We start from the raw sequence: 21,359 nt of genomic DNA, 5'->3' as shown, positions 1-21,359 counted from the left end.
ATGAATGTTGTATAATAAAAAAGAACATACATATATAATTTTAAGAGACTAAAAAAGGTGGGGAAATTATGGCAAAAAAAAGATTTTATATTTTATTAGCAGTGCTTTTAATAGTTACAAATGTTATAACTTTTATGTTAGCAAATGCAGTATCAGTGGCTCTTCCTAATGGTAAAGTCCTTGTTTCTCGTGAGGAGTACCAGTTGATAGAAGAATATAATAAGCTTTTTGATATTGAGAAAATTCTTGAAAATAGGTATGTTGATAAAGTTAACTCCTCAGTCCTTTTAGAAGGCGCTATGAAAGGGATGGCCAACTCTTTAGGAGACCCTTATACTGTATACATGAATAAAAAAGAGTTTTCTGATTTTATGACTCAGACTACAGGCACTTATGGGGGAATAGGTATAGTTGTAGCAGTTGATAAAGAAGACCATATTGTAGTGGTTTCTCCAATAAAAAATACACCAGGAGAAAGAGCAGGGATAAAATCCGGGGATATAATAGTAGAAGTGAACAATACAAAAGTAAGTGGCAAAAATTTAGACGAGGCAGTGGCAATGATGAGAGGACCTCAAGGAACACAGGTAACGCTTACTATAATGAGAGAAGGAAAAACTTTTACTAAGACAATCACAAGAGAGATAATAAAATTAGAAACGGTATATGAGGAAATGCTTCCTGATAAGATTGGATATATTAAGATTACAATGTTTGATCAAAGTACTTCTGATGACTTTAAAGCATCCCTTAATAGATTAAAATCTCAAGGAATGAAAGGACTTATAATAGATTTAAGAGATAATCCTGGTGGACTTTTAGAGGAAACTATAGATATTTCTAATTTAATTTTGCCCAAAGGAGTTGTTGTGACGACTAAAGGAAGAGTTGACAATAAAGAATATTATTCTAAAGGACCAGGATTGGGATTGCCTATTGCAGTGCTTGTAAATAAAGGCAGTGCCAGTGCTTCAGAAATTTTAGCAGGTGCAATAAAAGATAGAAAAGTAGGAATTTTAGTTGGAACCACTACCTTTGGGAAAGGGCTGGTACAAACTGTTGTTGACTTTGGTGATGGTACAGGATTAAAATATACTATTGCGAGATATTACACGCCAAATGGCACAAATATTCAAGGCAAAGGAATTGAGCCAAATTACGTAGTAGAGCTTCCTGCAAATTACACTCTTCAAGATACTCCTGACTTAAAAAGAGATACTCAGCTTATAAAAGCTTTTGAGATTGTAAAAAGTGAGATAAAGTAGGGTGTTAAAATGATAGCTTTTATTCAAGTTTTTTGGATGGCAATAAAGACAATAGCTTTGTCAATTTTTAATCCTTTTTTCTGGATAGTGATAATTCTAATGATAATGCAGTATAGAAATAAAATAGCTATAGAAAGAGAGATTATGGGACATGAGCAAGAACCAATGAAAGAATTGGTTCTTGACTCTATCTTTTATGGTGTAATTGCTGCAATAATTGGGAGCTTTTTTATGATATTTTTAGGAATAACAATAGAAAATGTAGGGCTTCAGTATGTATGGCCTTTGGCTATAGTGTTAATGTTTGTCAATCCTAGATATATTTGTTTTTCTTATGCAGGAGGAATAGTTTCCCTATCCAGCTTGATTTTTGGATTTCCTAGTATAAGTGTTCCTGCACTTATGTCTATTGTAGGTATTCTTCATTTGATGGAAAGCCTTTTAATATATATAGATGGTCCAAGGAATACTACTCCTATCTTTGTAAGGCTTAAGGATGGGCGAGTGGCAGGAGGCTTTACTATGCAAAAATTTTGGCCTATTCCTTTTGCTGCATTAACTATTGCTACTGGGATAACAATAACGGGACAGGGAGTAAATATGCCAGATTGGTGGCCCATTATCAAACCGGCTGGAATTGATTTAAATAATGCAATTTTTTTAATTATGCCAGGTATTGCAGCTTTAGGATACGGAGATTTAGCTTTAACACAACTTCCAGAAAAGAAAACGCGAATTTCTTCTATACGTTTATTTTTCTTTAGTATAGTTTTGATTATATTGGCGATATTAGGAATCTATATTAAATTATTTCAATATTTAGCAGCTATTTTTGCTCCAGTGGCTCATGAGCTTTTAATTTTAATAGGCCAAAGAGAAGAAAGGGAAAATCTACCTCTTTTTGTAGCGCCAGATACAGGAGTGATGATTTTAGCGACAGCAAAAGGTTCTCCCGCTAGAGAAATGGGAATTAAACCGGGGGATGTAATATTAAAAATTAATGATATTCCTATTAATGAGCCAGATGATATAATACGAATACTCAATGAACGGCCTTCTGTGATGTGGATCACTGTAAAAGATTTAAATGGTAATTACACTAACTATGAATATAAGGATCCACAGGGAATTTTGGGATTAGGAGTTTTAATAGTGCCAAAGGCAACTTCTATGATTTATGAAATCAATGAGGGGGGAATATTTATAAAAAAACTAAAAGAAATATTTAAAAACATCTTTAAGAAAAACAAATAAGGAGGCAAAGTGTGTGTTTTTACAAACTTTTGAAACATATAATTCTATTAATGAAAGAGAATTAAAAGACAAAAATGTCGTTGTAATAGATACTCTACGGGCGACAAGTGTTATTACTACTGCTTTGTACAACGGAGCTAAAGAGATTATTCCAGTTTCAGAAGTAGAAGAAGCGATCGAACTTGCAAAAAGTTTAGATAAAAAAACTTATCTTTTAGCTGGGGAAAGAAACTCTACAAAGATTGAAGGTTTTGACCTATCTAATTCTCCTTTAGAGTATACTCGTGAAAAAGTAGAGAATAAAACGATAATTTTTACTACTACTAATGGAACAAAAGCTTTAAAAAAAGTCTCTTTAGCAGATAATGTAATTTTAGGATGCCTTTTAAATGCTTCTGCTGTTGCTAAGTATATATACACAAGCAATAAAGATACAGTAATTGTATGTGCTGGTACAGAAGGGAAATTTTCTTTTGACGACATAATAACTGCTGGAGTGATATATAAAAAATTGCAAGATTTAATGAAATTTGAAAGTGATGATTTATCAAAAGCCAGCTATTTTTTGTATAAACCCTATGAAGATAACTTGTATGAAATAATGAAACATGGGTATCACTTAAAGAGATTAGAAGAATTAGGATATAAAGAAGACATAGAATTTTGTTTAACAGTTGATAAGTTTGATATTGTACCAAAACTCAAGGATGGAGTCATAAGAAATTCAGCCGACCTGTAAAGGCCGGCTGTTTGGTATGTGTAAAATTTCAGTAGGTAAAAAATAATATAGCTGACATTTTGCACAACTTGCTCCAGTGTCTTCGCAGGCTAAACTAACGCTCGACCTTGGATTCCGGCGAGGTTCCTGACCTATTCGGCTTCCTTGCCTCAGGGGTCAGCCTCCGGCATCCTTGCCTTCGGCCCCGCCTCCATCCTTCGGTCTTGCTAAGTTTAGCAACTGCTCAGACAAGTCGCGCGCTTTGTGCAAAATGTCAGCCATTTATAAAGTGTAGCTACATCTTTACCTACAAGATCTTGACACGGACGGCTGTTTGGTTATGTTTGTGTTGAGAAGTAGGGTATGCTATAATAAATAAATGATAAATTGCAAAGAGGGTAGGAAAATGAGTGGATTTAAGTTGGTATCTAATTTTAAACCAACAGGAGACCAACCTCAAGCTATAGAGAAATTAGTTGAAGGAGTAAAAAAAGGATATAGATTTCAAACTTTGTTAGGTGTCACAGGTTCTGGAAAGACTTTTACTATGGCTAATATAATACAAAAGTTAAATCGCCCTACTCTTGTCATTGCCCATAATAAGACTTTGGCTGCGCAATTGTATAGTGAATTTAAAGAATTTTTTCCTGAGAATGCTGTAGAATATTTTGTGAGTTATTATGACTACTACCAACCGGAGGCTTATATACCCCAAACTGATACTTATATTGAAAAAGATGCTTCTATAAATGAAGAAATAGACAAATTGAGGCACTCTGCTACGGCAGCTCTTTTTGAGCGAAGAGACGTTATAATTGTCGCAAGTGTTTCTTGTATATATGGCTTAGGTGACCCTGTAGATTACGAAAATCTTATGCTTTCTCTAAGGCCGGGAATGATAAAGGATAGAGACGAAATAATTAAAAAGCTTGTGGATATACAATATGAAAGAAATGATGTGAATTTTACAAGAGGCAAATTCAGGGTAAGAGGAGATGTAATAGAAATTTTCCCTGCTTCTTTTTCTAATAAGGCGATAAGGGTTGAGCTTTTTGGAGATGAAATTGACAGAATAGCAGAAATTGATGTGTTAACAGGTGAAGTACTGGGATTAAGAAAACACGTGGCTATATTTCCGGCTTCTCACTATGCTACTTCAAAAGACAAATTGGAAAGAGCAATAAAAAGCATTCGAGAAGAATTGGAGCAAAGGTATAAAGAACTTAAAGATGCTGGCAAAATAGTAGAGGCTGAAAGATTAAGACAGAGGACAAATTACGATTTAGAAATGCTACAAGAGATGGGCTACTGCCAAGGAATAGAAAATTATTCAAGGCATATTTCAGGAAGACCTCCAGGAAGCCCTCCTTATACCCTTTTAGATTATTTTCCTAAAGATTTTCTCATTTTTATAGATGAGTCTCATGTGACAATTCCTCAGATCAGAGGAATGTACAATGGAGATAGGTCAAGGAAAGAAGCATTAGTAGAATACGGATTTAGACTTCCTTCTGCTTTTGACAATCGTCCCCTTACTTTTGAAGAGTTTGAAGAGAGGATAAATCAAGTTATCTTTGTTTCTGCAACACCAGGGCCTTATGAGATTGAACATTCAGAGCAGGTTGTTGAGCAGTTAATACGACCGACAGGTCTTGTGGATCCAGAAGTGATAGTAAAGCCTGTTAAGGGACAAGTAGATGATTTGATAGGGGAAATTAGAAAAACAGTTGATAAAGGCTTTAGAGTGCTTGTTACGACCCTTACAAAAAAGATGGCAGAAGATTTAACGGATTATCTCAAGGATATGGGAATAAAAGTAAAATATTTACATTCTGATATTGAGACGATTGAAAGGGTTGAAATAATAAGAGATTTAAGGCTGGGTAAATTCGATGTTTTAATAGGCATAAACCTTTTGAGAGAGGGATTAGACATACCTGAGGTTGCTTTGGTGGCAATATTAGACGCAGACAAAGAGGGATTTTTGCGTTCAGAGACTTCTTTAATACAGACTATAGGACGTGCTGCAAGAAATGCGGAAGGAAGAGTGATAATGTATGCAGATACTGTGACAAATTCTATGAAAAGGGCGATTGATGAGACAAATAGAAGAAGAAAGATACAAATGGAATATAACAAAAAACATGGTATAACTCCAAAGACAGTAATTAAGGGAGTAAGAGATGTAATTGAAGCTACTCACGTTGCTGAAGAAGAACAGAAGTACACAAGAAAGAAAGTTAAGACTTATGACCCTGAAATTATTAAGTCAACTATAGAGCAACTTGAAAAAGAAATGAAAGAAGCTGCAATTGAGCTGCAGTTTGAAAAGGCTGCAAAATTGAGAGATGTGATTTTTGAATTGAAGAAACAGTTGGAGGAAGTAGTTTGAGGTGAAATCATGGTGAAGGACAAAATTGTAATTAAAGGGGCAAGAGTTCACAATTTAAAAAATATAGATTTGGAGATTCCACGAGATAAATTAACTGTGATAACGGGTTTATCAGGCTCTGGCAAGTCTTCTCTTGCCTTTGATACCATTTATGCCGAAGGTCAGAGGAGATATGTGGAGTCTTTGTCTGCTTATGCAAGGCAATTTTTAGGACAAATGGATAAACCAGACGTTGATTATATAGAAGGACTTTCACCGGCAATATCTATAGACCAAAAGACCACAAATAAAAACCCTCGTTCTACTGTAGGTACGATAACTGAGATTTACGACTATCTAAGACTTTTATATGCAAGGGCTGGGATCCCCCATTGTCCTGTTTGCGGAAAAGAGATTAGCATGCAAACTATAGATCAGATGGTTGACAGAGTCAAAGAATTGCCAGAAGGTACAAGGATACAGGTACTGGCTCCTGTTATTAGAGGAAGAAAAGGGGAATATGCTAAACTTTTAAATGACATAAAAAAGAGTGGATATGTCAGGGTAAAAATTGATGGGGTCATGTACGATGTAAATGAGGAAATTAAGCTTGACAAAAATAAAAAGCATACTATTGAAGTCGTAGTAGATAGGATTATTATAAAACCGGGAATTGACATGAGGCTGACGGATTCTATAGAAACAGCTTTAAAATTAGCAGATGGGATAGTTACTATTGATGTAATAGACGGAGAAAGCTTTACACTCTCTGAAAAATACGCTTGTACAGAGTGCAACATAAGTATTGAGGAGCTTTCTCCGAGAATGTTTTCCTTCAATAGCCCTTATGGGGCTTGTCCTGTTTGCACTGGATTGGGAGAATTTATGAAGGTAGATCCAGAGCTTTTAATACAAGACCCTAAAAAATCATTAGCAAATGGGTTGTTGCCGGGGATTGTTGCTTCACAGGATAGTTATGCTTATTACAACATTTTAAGATTGATTGAACATTTTGGATATACAGAGAATACTCCTTATGAAAAGTTTAGTGAAGATTTAAAAAATGTACTGCTTTATGGCAAAGATACAAAAGGAAAGTCCTATGGATTTGAAGGGATAGTAAACAATCTTGAAAGAAGGTACAACAATACTTCTTCAGATTTTATAAAAGAAGAGATAGAAAAGTATATGAGACCGGTTACTTGTCCTGCATGCCATGGAGCAAGATTAAAGCCAGAAGCGTTAGCTGTGACTGTTGGTGGACTTTCCATAAAAGAAATGACAGACCTTTCTGTTGGCGAGCTTATAAAATTTATTGACCAACTCAAATTAACAGAAAGACATGAGATTATTGCAAAGCCAATTTTAAAAGAAATAAAAGCAAGGCTTAATTTTCTTGTAGATGTAGGACTTGATTATTTGACTCTGTCAAGGCCTGCAGCTACTTTATCAGGTGGAGAAGCACAAAGGATAAGATTGGCAAGCCAGATAGGCTCTGGGCTTGTAGGAGTTACATACATCTTGGACGAGCCCAGCATTGGACTTCATCAAAGAGATAATGAAAGGCTTATAAATTCCTTAAAAAAATTAAGAGACCAAGGCAATACTCTTATAGTAGTAGAGCACGACGAAGATACAATATATGCGGCAGACTACATTGTGGATGTAGGACCAGGTGCAGGTGAGCATGGAGGAGAAATTGTAGTTGCGGGTACGATAGAAGATGTGTTAAAATGTGAAAAGTCAATTACAGGACAGTATTTAAGTGGCAAAATAAAGATAGAAGTGCCAAAACAGAGGAGAAAACCTAATGGAAAAGCTTTAATAGTGAAAGGAGCTAAGGAAAACAATTTAAAAAATATAGATGTGGTTTTCCCTCTTGGAGTATTTATATGCGTTACAGGGGTTTCTGGCTCAGGCAAAAGCACCCTTATAAATGAGATACTGTACAAAGCATTGGCACAGAAGATTTATAAGTCCAAAGATAAACCAGGTATGCACGATGCAATAGAGGGTATCGATAATATAGATAAAGTAATAAATATTGACCAGTCTCCTATAGGCAGGACTCCTCGTTCAAATCCTGCTACCTATACAGGAGTTTTCGACTATATAAGAGAGGTTTTTGCAAATACCCCAGAAGCTAAAATGAGAGGTTATAAACCAGGGAGATTTAGTTTTAATGTTAAAGGTGGAAGGTGTGAAGCCTGCGGAGGAGATGGCATAATTAAAATTGAGATGAACTTTTTGCCGGATGTGTATGTCCCTTGTGAGGTCTGCAAAGGGCAAAGGTATAATAGGGAGACATTGGAAGTAAAATATAAAGGAAAAAACATTTCGGATGTACTTAATATGACAGTAGAAGAAGCATTAGAGTTTTTTGAAAATATACCTAGAATAAAAAATAAATTGATGACTTTGTATGATGTAGGACTAGGATATATTAGGCTAGGGCAACCTTCTACTCAGCTTTCAGGAGGAGAAGCCCAAAGAGTAAAATTAGCTACTGAACTTTCTAAAAGACCTACAGGTAAGACATTATATATTTTGGATGAGCCTACGACTGGATTACATTTTGCAGATGTTCATAGGCTTCTTGACGTTTTAAATAGATTAACTGATGCAGGTAATACTGTTATTGTAATTGAACACAACTTAGATGTCATAAAAAGTGCAGACTATATTATTGACTTAGGACCAGAAGGTGGAGACAAGGGTGGAATGGTAATAGCTACAGGGACACCTGAAGAAGTTGCTGCTAATGAGAATTCTTATACAGGCCATTTTTTGAAAAAAGTCCTTTCTCAAAAATGAGGTGAATTTATGTATTATGCCATAGCTTCTCAGATATTAAAATATGTCCTTATTTTTCTCATCTACCTGTTTTTATACAGGGTTTTTAAAATAGTGTATATGGACATAAAAGGGGCAAGATATGAGAGGCAAATAACAGCGGCTAAACTTTCTTTTTTAAATGGAGAAAGGACTTTTAATCTTTTTGAAGTTACTACCATAGGAAGGTCGGAGGAATGCGATATAGTAATTGAAAGCCCTTATGTGTCTGCACGACATGCTATCATACGAAAGAGAGGCAAAAGATTTTATATACAAGACTTAAACAGCACTAATGGCACCTTTGTGAATGGCAAGCGAATAAAGGGAATTGCTAAAATTAAAAATGGAGACGTAATTACTTTAGGGGATGTTGAACTTAAATTTATTTTGTAAGTGGTCTGTACAAATTGTTAGCTGGAGAAATTACACACTAAATTTTAATACATATTTGCAGGTGAATGATATGGAGGAATATGTAAAAACCGGTTCTAAAGCCATGAAAAATGTTTTTTGGATATTTGTAATAGCCTTTTTGCTGCTTTTTATATACAATAAACCGGAAGGATTTGACACTATATATTTTACATTGGCATTTCCAATATTAATTTATATTGTTTATTACTTACATGTAAGATTGTTTCCATTGGGTGAAATCCAATTTATCATTTTAACTTCTTTTTTAACAGAAATGGGACTTATAATGATATACAGGGTTGCTCCGGATTTGCTCATAAAGCAGATTGTTTGGATTGCAATAGGATTTTTACTTTACTTCATTTCCTCATATATTTCAAAATACTACGATTTACTTTATAAACTTAAATATGGGGAAGCTATTTACATTGTACTTACAATAGCACTACTAGGCTCCACATTAATTTTTGGAAGAGAGATAGGTGGTGCTAAAAACTGGCTTACTTTTGACGGCATATATGTTCAGCCAGCTGAACTTGCTAAGATAATATATATAATTTTTTTGGCAAAATATTTGTGCACCAGGAGAGAAACAAAAGACATATTTATTTTAGGATTAATAACTCTTGTAATTGTAGGAATATTTGTATTAGAAAAAGACTTAGGGATGGCGTTTTTATTTTATGCTACTACAGTATTATTAATTTTTGTATCTACTTCTAATCTATTGTACACAGCAGTAGGGATTGGGCTATTTGTTTTAGGAGGCATAATATCCTACTTTTTGTTTTGGCACGTAAGAGTAAGAATTGAGGCATGGTTGAATCCTTGGATGGATGTACCAGGAAAAACATATCAAATTGTACAATCCCTTTTCGCCATTGCTGCGGGAGGCTTTTTTGGCACAGGGCTTGGCATGGGGCATCCAGAGTATATACCGGTTGTGGCAAGTGACTTCATATTTTCTGCTATTAGTGAAGAATTTGGACTTTTAGGTGCTATAGCCATAATTCTTGTGTATTTTGTTATAATGTATAGAGGGATTAAAGTAGCACTAAATGCTAAAGACGAGTTTGGTGTATTAGTAGCTACAGGCCTTATTTCAATGTTTAGTTTACAAGTTTTTACTATAATTGGTGGTGTCATAAAATTCATACCTCTGACAGGGGTAACCCTTCCCTTTGTAAGTTATGGTGGTAGTTCTATGGTGACGAGCTTTGTGACATTGGGTATGCTCAATGGCATAGCTCTTAAGGAGGAGCGACAGGATGTCCAACTTAAATCGCAATATTAAAATTTTGTTTTGGCTTTTTTCTATACTTTTTTTCGGGCTAATTGCCTATTTAACTTATTTCCAAATATATGAAAGAGATAAATTAATTACTAGTTCTTATAGTGTTTACAATCGAAGACTTATAGAACAAGAAAAAAAGATATTGCGAGGTAGTATTTTGGACAGAAATGGGACTGTACTTGCAAAAAGCGTGTTTGTAGATGGCTCACAAAAGAGGAAATACCTAGATGGGCCTGCTTTTGCGCAAGTAATAGGGTATAGTCGCAGAATATATCAACAAGGAAATACAGGAATAGAAAAAGCTTATGACAAAGAATTACTTGGTATGGTAGGAAATGATCCAATGACTATTCTAAGAAAATTGGTTTTAGCAAAAGGACAGGTAGGAGATAATGTATATTTGACAATAGATAAAACTCTTCAAGACCTTGCTTATAAAGAGATGGAGGGTAAAAAAGGAGCGGTTGTAGCTTTAAATCCAAAGACGGGAGAAATTTTAGCAATGGTTTCTTCTCCTTCTTATGACCCCAATACTTTAGGAGAAAATTGGGAAGAAATAATGACAAGTTCTGAGCACGTAGTTTTAAATAGAGCTACGCAAGGTTTATATCCTCCAGGGTCTGTCTTTAAAATTATAACTACCGCAGCAGTTTTGACATATAAACCTGAGTTATATGACAAGGCTTTTGATTGTAAAGGATATATAATTGTAGAGGGTAATAGAATAAATGATTTTGGAGGTATTGCTCATGGAATAGAGGATTTTAAACAAGCTTTTTATAGGTCTTGCAATTCCTTTTTTATACAGGTTGGTTTAGATTTAGGAAGCGAAAACTTGCAAACAATGGCTTATGCTTTTGGACTGGATAAACGAGTTCCTTTAGAGATAGATACAGCAAAAAACCAATTTCCTCCTATTGATGGGAAGGTTGATTTAGCGGAAACTTCTATAGGACAAGGGAAAATGCTGGTAACACCTCTTACAATGGCTTTAGTCGCTTCTGCCGTTGCAAATGATGGAGTTATGATGAAGCCCTATTTAATGAAATATGTAGCAGATCCTATTTCAGGGGCAATCATTGAGAAAAGCACTCCTTCACAGTATTTAAATCCTATATCAAAAAAGGTGGCAGATACTATTAAACAATTGATGATAGGCGTAGTTAACGATAAAGAGGGAACAGGTAAAGCTGCACAGATTTCTGATATTACAGTTGCAGGCAAAACTGGTACTGCAGAAAATCCTCATGGGGATCCCCATGCTTGGTTTGTAGGTTTTGCACCTGCCGAAAATCCACAGATAGTTGTAAGTGTAATAGTTGAAAATGGCGGTGAAGGTGGGAAAGTAGCAGCACCTATAGCGAGAGATATAATAAGAGCTTATTTGACTAAATGACCTGAAGGTGATGGATAATGACCATAGAAGAAAAATTAAAGCTTTTGCCTGAAAAACCTGGCGTTTATATAATGAAAGACAAAAGTGGCAAAATAATTTATGTAGGTAAAGCTGTAGTTCTCAAAAACAGAGTAAGGCAGTATTTTCAAAACAAAGAAAATCAATTGCCAAAAGTAAAAGTAATGCTTTCTCATGTGGAAGACTTTGAGTACATTGTTACTGACACTGAACTTGAAGCTTTAATGTTGGAATGCAATTTAATTAAAAAGTATAAGCCTAAGTATAATGTATTATTAAAAGATGACAAAAATTACCCCTATATTAAAGCTACAGTAAATGAAGAGTATCCCCGCATAATGTTTACAAGAAGGATTGAGCCAGATGGGGCTAAATACTTTGGGCCTTATAGCAGTGCCTTTGCAGTGAGGGAGACTATAAAACTTGTTAGAAAAATGTTTCCAATAAGGACATGTAACAGAAATATTGAAAAGGACATGGGTAAGGTTAGAGAATGTCTTTATTACCACATAGGATTGTGTTCTGCTCCTTGCACTAACAAAATAAATAAAGAAGATTATAGAAAATTAGTTGATCAGGCAGTTCTCTTTCTTGATGGAAAGAGAGATTGGCTCATACAAAAACTTAAAGAAGACATGCAAAAAGCGGCGGAAGAATTGAGGTTCGAGGAAGCAGCGAGGATTAGAGACCAGATTTTTGCTATTGAAAGGACATCAGAAAAACAAAAGGTAGTATCAGTAGGAGAAGATGAGCAGGATATAATTTCAATGGCTAGAGGCGCGGATATTTCCTGCATACAGGTGTTCTTTGTACGAGATGGAAAATTAAGCGGAAGAGAGCATTATTATATGAAAAATACAGAGGGTATGGAAAGAGGGGAAATAATCTCTTCCTTTATAAAGCAATTTTATGAAGGTGCCCCTTACATTCCCAAAGAAATAATAATTGATGTGGAATTAGATGAAAGAGAGCTTCTCAGTGAATGGTTATCACAAAAGAGAGGCAACAAAGTTTTTATAACAATTCCTATGAGAGGTAAGAAAAAAGAACTGGTGGATATGGTTTATCAAAATGCTTTAGAAGCTCTTAAGAGTGACATATCAATAAGAGAGAAAATTTCAAAAGACCAGGCTGTATTAGAACTTTCTAATTTAGTTGGACTTGATTATGCCAAAAGGATTGAAGCCTATGATATATCAAACACAAGAGGTCAAGACAATGTAGGGTCTATGGTAGTGTTTGCAGATGGAAAACCTAAGAAAAGTCAGTACAGGAAGTTTAACATAAAATATGTTGAAGGGCAAGACGATTATGAGAGTATGAGAGAGGTAATAGAAAGGCGTTTTTTACATGCCATTGAAGAAAAAGAGCTTATTGAAAAAGGTGAACTTGAAGAGAATAAAGCCAAATTTGCTGAAATGCCTGATTTAATATTAATAGACGGTGGTATAGGGCATGTAAATGCTGTACTGCAGGTATTGGATGGTTTGGGGATTGCTATTCCTGTTTATGGGATGGTAAAAGATTCAAAACACAGGACTCGAGGCCTTGTATCACCTCAAGGTGAAATTGACATACCTATGACTACAAAAGCCTTTCGCCTGATTGCGCAAATACAAGAAGAGGCTCATAGATTTGCTATAACTTTCCACAAAAAAAAGCAAAGCAAAAGATTTAAAAGCGAACTTTTCAATATCCCTGGCATAGGTGAAAAAAGGGCAAAAGCTTTATATGATGCCTTCAAATCTATAGAAGAAATAAGAAGTGCAAGTTTGGAGGACCTTAAAAAAGTGAAAGGAATGAATGAAAAAGCTGCTCAAGCTGTATATGAATATTTTAGAAAATAAAAAGCGTCAAGATTTTGTCTTGGATGCTTCAGCTTGTTGACAAACTCTTGTTGACAAACTTTCGAAAAGAAGATATTTTGCATAAGGAGCGACTTGTGACAAAGCGCTAACAAAATTTAGCAAGACCGAGGGTGGAGGCAGGGCCGAAGCCACGGATGGCGGAGGCGGGCACCTGAGACAGGACGTCGAATGTGCCCGGGACCTTGCCGAAACCCGAAGGTCGAGCTTAGTTTTGTCGCTTTGGAACTCCGGAGCGACGATGCAAAATATCTTCTTTAAAAAATTTTGACTTTTTCTACAAACTGAAGCGTCAAGATTTTGTCTTGACGCTTAAATGTAATCCAGCAAACCTCTCACAGATACATCTCCTGACATAATGCTAAGCCTTTTGCCTTCTTTTGTCTCTACTACCAAACTTCCATTATTGTCAATAGTGACAGCTTTTCCTTCAATTTCACCCTCATTGGCAATGACTTTTATCTGCCTTCCTATTGTTATGGATTTTTCAATGCATATAGGCCTTATGTATTCAAAGCCTTTTTGTAGATATGCATTATAATAAAATTCCAGGTTATTCAAAATGCTGGCGGTAAGTTTTTTCCTATCAACTTTAGAGTTGGTTTCTAAGTACAAGGAAGTGGCTTTGCCTTTTAATTCTTCAGGGAAATTGTCACAATTTACATTGACTCCAATTCCTATTATCACATAGTTTATTTTGTCAATTTCTGAACTCATCTCTGTCAATATTCCACACACTTTTTTATTGTTTAGTATTATATCATTTGGCCATTTTATTTTGCTTTCTACGTGAAATACTTCTTCAATAGCTTTAACTACAGAAATTGCCGCTAATTGTGTGAGATTAATTGCCTCTTTCGGCTGTATATTTGGTTTTAAAATGATAGACATCCAGATGCCACAGCCTTTTTGAGATATCCAACTTCTTCCTAATCGTCCTCTTCCTGCTGTCTGCTCTTCGGCAATAATTACTGTACCATCAGGAACGTTTGATGCGATTTCTTTGGCAAAGTTGTTTGTGGAATCAATAACTAATTTATGCATGTAATATTTTCCCAAGAAATTTGTAGAGAGATAAGGTGATACTTCTTCATAAGTTAACAAATCAGGCTCAGAAAGCAATATATACCCCATTTTGCGATGGGCTTCTATTTGGTATCCTTCATTTTTTAATTCATTTATATGTTTCCATATAGCAGTTCTTGAAACGTTGAGTTGTTCAGAAAGTTTTTGCCCAGAGATATATTCCCCTTTGTTTTCTTTTAAAAGTCTAAGAAGTCTTTGCCTTAACATTTTTTCACCTCAAAAGTTTATATGGCTATAAACATATTATAATTTACATCTTCCAAGAAGAAAAGGTTTTGTCTATTTACTTATTTTACATTAAATAATATAATTGAATTAAATGCAGCGTTTTGTCGCTGGCTGGAGGTGAAAAAGTGGATAAGATTCCTGTTGAAACTTTGATAAAGGATTTAAATTTAGAAGTCATTGTTGAGGCCAAAAATAATAAAATAGATATAACTACAAGTGATGTAAATAGGCCGGGCTTACAATTTTCCGGCTTTTATGAGCATTTTGCTTATGAAAGAGTGCAAATAATAGGAAAAGTCGAGACAACTTTTATAGAACAGCTGCCAGATGGCGTATTAGCTGAAAGAGCAGACAGATTTTTTAATTACCCTATTCCCTGTCTTATTGTAACGAGAGATTTAAATATTCGTCAAGAGCTTATAGATGCTGCGCAAAAGTACGATAGATATCTTTTGAGGACAAAAGAAGCTTCTACCAAGTTTATAAATAGATTAATTAATTACCTTGATGAAAAGTTAGCACCACAAATTACTATTCACGGAGACCTTGTAGATGTGTATGGTATAGGTGTTCTTTTATTAGGAGAAAGTGGCATAGGTAAAAGTGAAACAGCATTAGAGCTAATCAAAAGGGGACACAGGTTAGTTGCTGATGATGCAGTGGAGATTAGCAAGATAAGTGAGGACAAGCTTCAAGGGAGTTCACCGGAGATAATAAGGCATTTTATTGAGATAAGGGGTATTGGCATACTTGACATAAAGACATTGTATGGTGTGGGTTCTGTTAGAAATACAATGAGCATAGATTTAGTCATTCAATTGGAGGAATGGGATGAAGATAAATATTATGACAGATTAGGATTAGAAGATGAATATATTAAATTTTTAGATGTCAAAGTTCCAAAGCTTACTATACCTGTAAGGCCAGGAAGAAATCTCGCGATAATAGTAGAAGTAGCAGCGATGAACCACAGGCAAAAACAGATGGGGTACAACGCTGCCCATGAGCTTAACAAAAAATTATTAAAACAAATAGGGAATTAAAAGGAGAGGATAAAGTTGAAGTTAGTTTTGGACACTCATACTCACACAATTTCCAGCGGTCACGCTTACAGCACTATTACAGAAAACGCAAGAGAGGCTTATAAAAAAGGGCTTCAACTTATATGTATGACAGACCACGGGCCTAAAATGCCAGGAGCTGCTCACCTTTGGTATTTTGGAAATTTAAAAGTGTTACCTGAAAAAATAGAGGGGGTGGAGATATTAAAAGGGGTGGAAACTAATATAATGGATGAAGAAGGAAATTTGGACTTACCAGAAGGAATACTTAAAAAACTAGATATAGTGATTGCCAGTTTGCATGACGTGTGTTTTGAACCAAGTGACGATATAGAAAGAAACACAAAAGCTATTATAAATGCTATAAAAAACCCTTATGTAGATATAATAGGACATCCTGGGAATCCCATCTATCCAATAGATATTGAAAAAGTTTTAATGGCTGCTAAAGAATATGGCAAATTTATTGAAATAAACAACAGCTCCTTTGTAAGTTCAAGAAAGGGCAGTGAAGAAAATTGTTTTCTCATTGCTAAAAAAGCGAAAGAAATGGGAGTAAAAATTGCTGTAGGAAGCGATGCCCATGTAAGCTTTGATGTAGGAAGGTTTGAGGAAGCTCTCAAAGTTATTAAAAATGCCGGTATAACTGAGGATTTAGTGCTTAATACTGATGTTGGAAAAATAAAAGAATATCTTAAAGAGAAAAAACGGAAAATTGGAGGAGAGGAAGAATGAGAATTGGTGTTGACCTTGGAGGCACTAATATTGCTGTTGGATTGGTGGATGAAGAGGGACGTATAGTAGCTACAGGTAGCAGGCCGACAAAACCGGAAAGGGGTTATGAAGCAGTTGCCAAAGACATAGCGGATATAGCTATAGAACTTATTAAGAGGAGTAATCTAAGTGGAAGTGATATTAAGTCAATGGGAATAGGAGTCCCGGGTGTAGCAGATAGCGAAAGAGGCATAGTAATACGAGCGGTGAATCTCTTTTGGACAAAAGTTCCTCTTGCAAAAGAAATAAGAAAATACATTGATTTGCCAATATATATGGACAATGATGCTAATGTAGCAGCTTTGGCAGAAGCAGCATATGGGGCTGGCAAAGGTTCTAAGTCCTCAGTGACAATTACCTTAGGAACAGGAGTAGGTTCTGGTTTTATCCTTGATGGTAAAATATACAATGGTGCACATCATTTTGCACCTGAGCTTGGACACATAGTGATAGGAGACAATGGTATAAGATGTAACTGTGGTAAAATTGGATGTTTAGAGACATATGCTTCAGCAACTGCTTTAATAAGAGAAGGGAAAAAGGCAGTAGAGAAGAATCCCAATTCTCTTATTTTAAAATTTGCAAATGGAGATATAAACAGCATAACGGCTAAAAACGTAATTGATGCTGCGAAGCAGTACGATGAGCAAGCAATGCGAATTTTCAATGACTACGTCAAATACTTAGCTATTGGGATTGTAAATGTGATAAACATGTTTGACCCTGAAGTGATAATATTGGGTGGAGGAGTTGCAAATGCAGGGGATTTTCTCATAAAACCTCTTAAAAAAGAAGTGGCAGAGAATATTTTATTCAAAGACTTACCGTATGCTGACATAAGAAAAGCAGAGCTTGGAAATGATGCAGGGATCATCGGTGCTGCCATATTAAGTTAAAGGAGGATAATTATGAAAATTCATGAACTTCACAAAAACGCAAAAGTGCCTGACGATCATGTTGCAATAAAGTTTAAAGATAGAATCTATAGTTACGGAGAAGTTGACTCTCTCATAGATAAGTACGCTTCTTTCTTTCAATCAATAGGTGTAAAAAAAGGTGATAGAATAGCATTGAGTTTTCCCAATTGCCCTGAATATATTTTTTCTTTTATGGGAGCATCTAAAGCAGGAGCAATTGTTGTACCGCTAAACATGATGCTTACACTGGAAGAAATTGCATATATAATTATGGAATCAGGTGCTAATACTATAGTCATTCATCCTTTAATAGCTCAAAAAATTGATAAGTCTCAATTAGGAAGATTGAATCTCAAAAATGTGGTCGTTTTAGATGAAAATACCATTAATGCAATTTTAAAAATGGGTCCTTCTCAACATGTTGAAATAGAACCAGACGAGGTATGTACGTATATATATACCTCTGGAACGACAGGGAAACCTAAAGGTGCGATGCTTACTCACAATAACTTCATTGCTGATGTAAAAGCATTAGACGATGTATCTGACTTAGGACCAGAGGATAACTTTTTGTGCGTATTGCCTTTGTTTCATAGTTTTTCTTGGACAGTCAACATACTTCTTGGATTTTATTTGGGTTCTGCTATTACAATAAAAGAAAGTTTTATGCCAAAAGACACATTGGAGACACTGACAAAAGAAGATGTAACTGTATTTTGCGGAGTGCCTTCGATGTTTGCAGTCCTTATGAGAATGGCAGAAAAGGGACAATTTAAAGCTTTAAGGTTAGCTATATCAGGTGGAGCTCCATTAGCCCCTGAGATACAAAGAGGATTTGAGGAAAAATTCAATTTTCCTCTTGTAGAAGGCTATGGTTTAAGTGAGGCAGCTCCTGTTGCACTTTTAAATCCTTTAGAGCCTAATGCAATAAGAAAGCCAGGGTCTGTGGGATTGCCACTTCCTTGTGTTGAAGCAAAGATAGTGGACGAAAATGACAATGAACTTCCTGTGGGAGAAGTAGGGGAGCTTGTTTTAAGAGGACCTAATATAATGGTTGGCTATCACAACATGCCAGAAGAAACTGCCCAGACTTTAAGAGGTGGTTGGCTCCACACGGGCGACCTTGCCAAAAAAGATGAAGACGGATATTTTTACATTGTAGACAGACTAAAAGACATGATAATATTAGGTGGGTTTAACGTATATCCGAGGGAAGTAGAAGATGCCTTGTTAGAACATCCAGATGTTTTAGAAGCTGCTGTGATAGGAGTGGGTGATCCATTGAAAGGAGAAGAAGTCAAAGCTTTTGTGGTGCTAAAGGAAGGAGCGAAAGCTGACAAAAAAGAGCTTCAAAACTTTTTAAAGTATAAATTGGCATCTTATAAAATTCCAAAGATTTTTGAGTTTGTACCCGAACTTCCCAAGAATGCAGCTGGTAAAATACAAAAGAAATTGTTAAAATAAATGTAAAGGTGAAATGCAATGAGAGATTCAAAGCTTTACGACATAGCCTATTTCATAAGCGATTTAATGATATTAAATCTTCTGTGGATTGTATTTTCACTTCCTGTTGTGACATTTTTCCAATCCACAGAAGCTCTTTTTCGTTCTGTACATCTTTTAAGAAAAGACGAAGGAGAAGGAGTCTGGAAAGAATTTTGGAAAGCCTTTAAAAAACACTTTTGGTGGATGCTTATAAACTTTGTGATTACTGTTGCTGTTATTTTAATACTTTATGTAGACGTGAGATTTTTTATACAACAAAACACAGCTTTTGCATACATTCTTGCTGGTTTGTTATTGTCAATGGGACTCATGTTTTTAATCACATTGATATACACTTTTTTAACAATCCAATATTATAAGGGAAAACTTTTTGGCTTATGGAAAACCTCTTTTTTATTAGGTCTTGGACATTTACCCCAAACAATACTTATAATTTTGACGTTGTTAACTGCTTTGATTCTCGCAAACATTATGCCAATATTGTTCTTTATAATATTAGCAAGTGTTTCAGCCTATGTAATAGATATTATTTTTGAGGGAGTAATTAGGAAGTATATAAAGAAAGATAAGGAATGAGGTATGGTAGTTTAAAATATGAATTTACCACTTTAAGCATTGAGAAGGTAAAGGTGATGAGATAATAGTTACTTTCATTGATAGAAAAACCGTAGAAAAGATTGCTAGAGAATACGCCGGATTAGTCAAAAAAGAAATGAACATTTGAGAAAGCTTATTTATATGGTTCTTATGCGAAAGGCAATGATACTAGTGAAAGTGATATTGATATTGCTGTTATTATGTAATTTTTAAAAAGCTTCACTCTAATGTTAATTTAATTGGGATGAAGCTTTTATTATTGTGGTATAATCAATATATGAAGACAAATTACATTTCGAGGTGTTAAAAAATGGGAACCTTGTTGTCTTGTTATCTCATGCCTCACCCACCGATAATTGTCCCTGAAGTAGGGCGAGGAGAGGAAAAAAAGATTCAAAAGACGATAGATTCACTTAATACTGTTTCAATCAACATAAAAGAAAAAAGGCCTGATACAATAATAGTTGTCACTCCTCATGGATACGTTTTTAGAGATGCTGTGGCAGTGACTGTTTTTTCTAGTTTAGAAGGAGACCTTGGACAGTTTGGTGCAAGAGGTGTAAGGTTTGAATTTGAGAATGATTTAGAACTTGTTGAAAAAATTGTAGAAGAATCGAGAAAAAAAGATATACCTATTGCAGAGATAAATGATGAATTAATCAAAAGATACGCCCTTTCAAAAAAACTTGACCATGGAACAATGGTACCTTTGTATTTTGTGACAAAACATTATGCTACTTTCAAATTAGTTCATATTTCCTATGGCTTTTTGCCTTTTGAACAGCTTTACGAATTTGGAATTGCAATAAACAAAGCAATAATGGAATCAAACAAAAAAGTCGTTTTTATCGCCAGTGGGGATTTATCTCACAAATTGACTCCCAATAGTCCGAATGGTTATACGCCAAAGGGAGAAATTTTTGACAACAAGCTTTTAAATTTGCTTTCCGAAATGAGAGTGGAAGAAATAATAGGCATGGACAAAGGACTAATAGAAGAAGCCGCAGAGTGTGGATTTAGATCGGTTTGCGTTATGTTGGGAGCTCTTGATGGTTATGAGGTTAAAGCGGAAGTATTATCTCATGAAGGACCTTTTGGTGTAGGATATGGTGTTGCACAATTTGAAGTAGATCAGTATAAAGGAACAAGCTTTTTAGAAAAGTTGTACAGGTTAAAAAGACAAAGGATTGAAGAGATAAGGCAAAAAGAAGACCCATATGTCAAACTTGCCAGAGAAAGCCTTGAATATTATGTGAAAAACAAAAAGCTAATGCCAGTACCACAGGGCTTACCGGAGGAGATGTATAGTAGAAGAGCGGGAGTTTTTGTTTCTCTTCACAAAGATGGGGAACTTAGAGGATGTATAGGTACAGTAGTTCCACAGAGAAAGAATATAGCAGAAGAAATAATAAAAAATGCCATAAGTGCAGGTTTTGAAGATCCTCGCTTTGAACCTGTAGAGGAGTATGAACTGAAGGATATTGAGTATTCAGTGGATGTTTTGACACCTCCTCAACCTGTTAAATCAAAACAAGAGCTTAACCCCAAAAAATATGGAGTAATAGTGAGAAAAGGCTATCGTTCAGGATTGCTTTTACCTGACTTAGAAGGAGTAGACACTGTTGAAGAACAAATTTCTATTGCTTTGAGAAAAGCTGGAATTAGTCCAGATGAGGATTACACAATAGAAAAATTTGAAGTTGAAAGACATAAATAGTAAGGTAAAAAGGAGGGAGGAGCCATTTCTCCATTTAAGTTGA

The 21,359-nt window shown here is 35.3% G+C and carries 16 protein-coding genes and 1 pseudogene; 16 read left to right on the top strand and 1 reads right to left on the bottom strand.

All coding sequences use genetic code 11. The features are described from left to right. Nucleotides 1–68 precede the first annotated feature (68 nt). The 9 genes from THEWI_RS09675 to uvrC all read left to right on the top strand — a co-directional run bounded on the left by THEWI_RS09675 (nt 69) and on the right by uvrC (nt 13,412). On the top strand, nt 69–1,265 hold the full coding sequence (locus THEWI_RS09675) for a S41 family peptidase (RefSeq protein ID WP_003869429.1): 1,197 nt from the start codon (nt 69–71) through the stop codon (nt 1,263–1,265). Nucleotides 1,266–1,274: 9 nt separating this feature from the next. Further along, nucleotides 1,275–2,519, top strand: coding sequence for a PDZ domain-containing protein (locus THEWI_RS09670; RefSeq protein ID WP_014063277.1), 1,245 nt, complete (start codon nt 1,275–1,277; stop codon nt 2,517–2,519). Nucleotides 2,520–2,532: 13 nt separating this feature from the next. Continuing rightward, complete coding sequence (locus THEWI_RS09665; protein WP_014063276.1) at nt 2,533–3,258, top strand: 2-phosphosulfolactate phosphatase family protein; 726 nt, start codon at nt 2,533–2,535, stop codon at nt 3,256–3,258. Between the two features lie 385 nt (nt 3,259–3,643). Further along, a complete protein-coding gene (uvrB, locus tag THEWI_RS09660) occupies nt 3,644–5,629 on the top strand; it encodes an excinuclease ABC subunit UvrB (protein ID WP_014063275.1) in 1,986 nt (661 codons plus the stop codon). A 9-nt stretch (nt 5,630–5,638) separates the two neighbouring features. Then, nucleotides 5,639–8,422, top strand: a complete 2,784-nt coding sequence (gene uvrA, locus THEWI_RS09655) for an excinuclease ABC subunit UvrA (RefSeq protein WP_014063274.1) — start codon at nt 5,639–5,641, stop codon at nt 8,420–8,422. Nucleotides 8,423–8,431: 9 nt separating this feature from the next. Next, on the top strand, nt 8,432–8,836 hold the full coding sequence (locus tag THEWI_RS09650; RefSeq protein ID WP_014063273.1) for an FHA domain-containing protein: 405 nt from the start codon (nt 8,432–8,434) through the stop codon (nt 8,834–8,836). A gap of 70 nt (nt 8,837–8,906) precedes the next feature. Further along, entirely contained in the window at nt 8,907–10,151 is a 1,245-nt protein-coding gene (locus THEWI_RS09645) for an FtsW/RodA/SpoVE family cell cycle protein (protein WP_014063272.1), read from the top strand. Then, entirely contained in the window at nt 10,126–11,547 is a 1,422-nt protein-coding gene (locus THEWI_RS09640) for a peptidoglycan D,D-transpeptidase FtsI family protein (RefSeq protein WP_014063271.1), read from the top strand. The genes THEWI_RS09645 and THEWI_RS09640 overlap by 26 nt, the downstream gene beginning before the upstream one ends. A 17-nt stretch (nt 11,548–11,564) precedes the next feature. Further along, on the top strand, nt 11,565–13,412 hold the full coding sequence (gene uvrC, locus THEWI_RS09635) for an excinuclease ABC subunit UvrC (protein ID WP_014063270.1): 1,848 nt from the start codon (nt 11,565–11,567) through the stop codon (nt 13,410–13,412). Between the two features lie 330 nt (nt 13,413–13,742). Here uvrC and THEWI_RS09630 read toward each other — a convergent pair whose 3' ends face one another. Next, entirely contained in the window at nt 13,743–14,723 is a 981-nt protein-coding gene (locus tag THEWI_RS09630; RefSeq protein WP_014063269.1) for a biotin--[acetyl-CoA-carboxylase] ligase, read from the bottom strand. A 146-nt stretch (nt 14,724–14,869) separates the two neighbouring features. On the opposite strand from THEWI_RS09630, the gene hprK reads away from it, so the two are divergent. From hprK to amrA, 7 genes and pseudogenes are all read left to right on the top strand, one after another. Next, the gene (gene hprK, locus THEWI_RS09625) at nt 14,870–15,787 is read left to right on the top strand and encodes an HPr(Ser) kinase/phosphatase (RefSeq protein WP_003869416.1); all 918 of its coding nucleotides are present in this window, start codon (nt 14,870–14,872) and stop codon (nt 15,785–15,787) included. Nucleotides 15,788–15,802: 15 nt separating this feature from the next. Then, nucleotides 15,803–16,540 carry a phosphatase gene (locus THEWI_RS09620; protein WP_014063268.1) on the top strand — a complete coding sequence of 246 codons (738 nt, stop codon included), beginning with the start codon at nt 15,803–15,805 and terminating at the stop codon, nt 16,538–16,540. Then, nucleotides 16,537–17,475 carry an ROK family protein gene (locus tag THEWI_RS09615; RefSeq protein WP_003869414.1) on the top strand — a complete coding sequence of 313 codons (939 nt, stop codon included), beginning with the start codon at nt 16,537–16,539 and terminating at the stop codon, nt 17,473–17,475. Before THEWI_RS09620 ends, THEWI_RS09615 begins: the two co-directional genes overlap by 4 nt. A 12-nt stretch (nt 17,476–17,487) precedes the next feature. Next, a complete protein-coding gene (locus THEWI_RS09610; protein ID WP_014063267.1) occupies nt 17,488–18,960 on the top strand; it encodes a long-chain-fatty-acid--CoA ligase in 1,473 nt (490 codons plus the stop codon). Nucleotides 18,961–18,978: 18 nt separating this feature from the next. After that, nucleotides 18,979–19,578: a YesL family protein gene (locus THEWI_RS09605; RefSeq protein WP_014063266.1), complete on the top strand. Its 600-nt coding sequence runs from the start codon at nt 18,979–18,981 to the stop codon at nt 19,576–19,578. Between the two features lie 179 nt (nt 19,579–19,757). Continuing rightward, nucleotides 19,758–19,805, top strand: a pseudogene (locus THEWI_RS14980) (hypothetical protein); the annotation flags it as partial. Between the two features lie 104 nt (nt 19,806–19,909). After that, nucleotides 19,910–21,316, top strand: coding sequence for an AmmeMemoRadiSam system protein A (amrA, locus tag THEWI_RS09600; protein WP_014063265.1), 1,407 nt, complete (start codon nt 19,910–19,912; stop codon nt 21,314–21,316). Nucleotides 21,317–21,359: the final 43 nt, after the last annotated feature.

This window comes from Thermoanaerobacter wiegelii Rt8.B1, assembly GCF_000147695.2.
Lineage (GTDB): Bacteria > Bacillota > Thermoanaerobacteria > Thermoanaerobacterales > Thermoanaerobacteraceae > Thermoanaerobacter > Thermoanaerobacter ethanolicus.
This window is presented reverse-complemented; position numbering and strand designations above follow the sequence as displayed.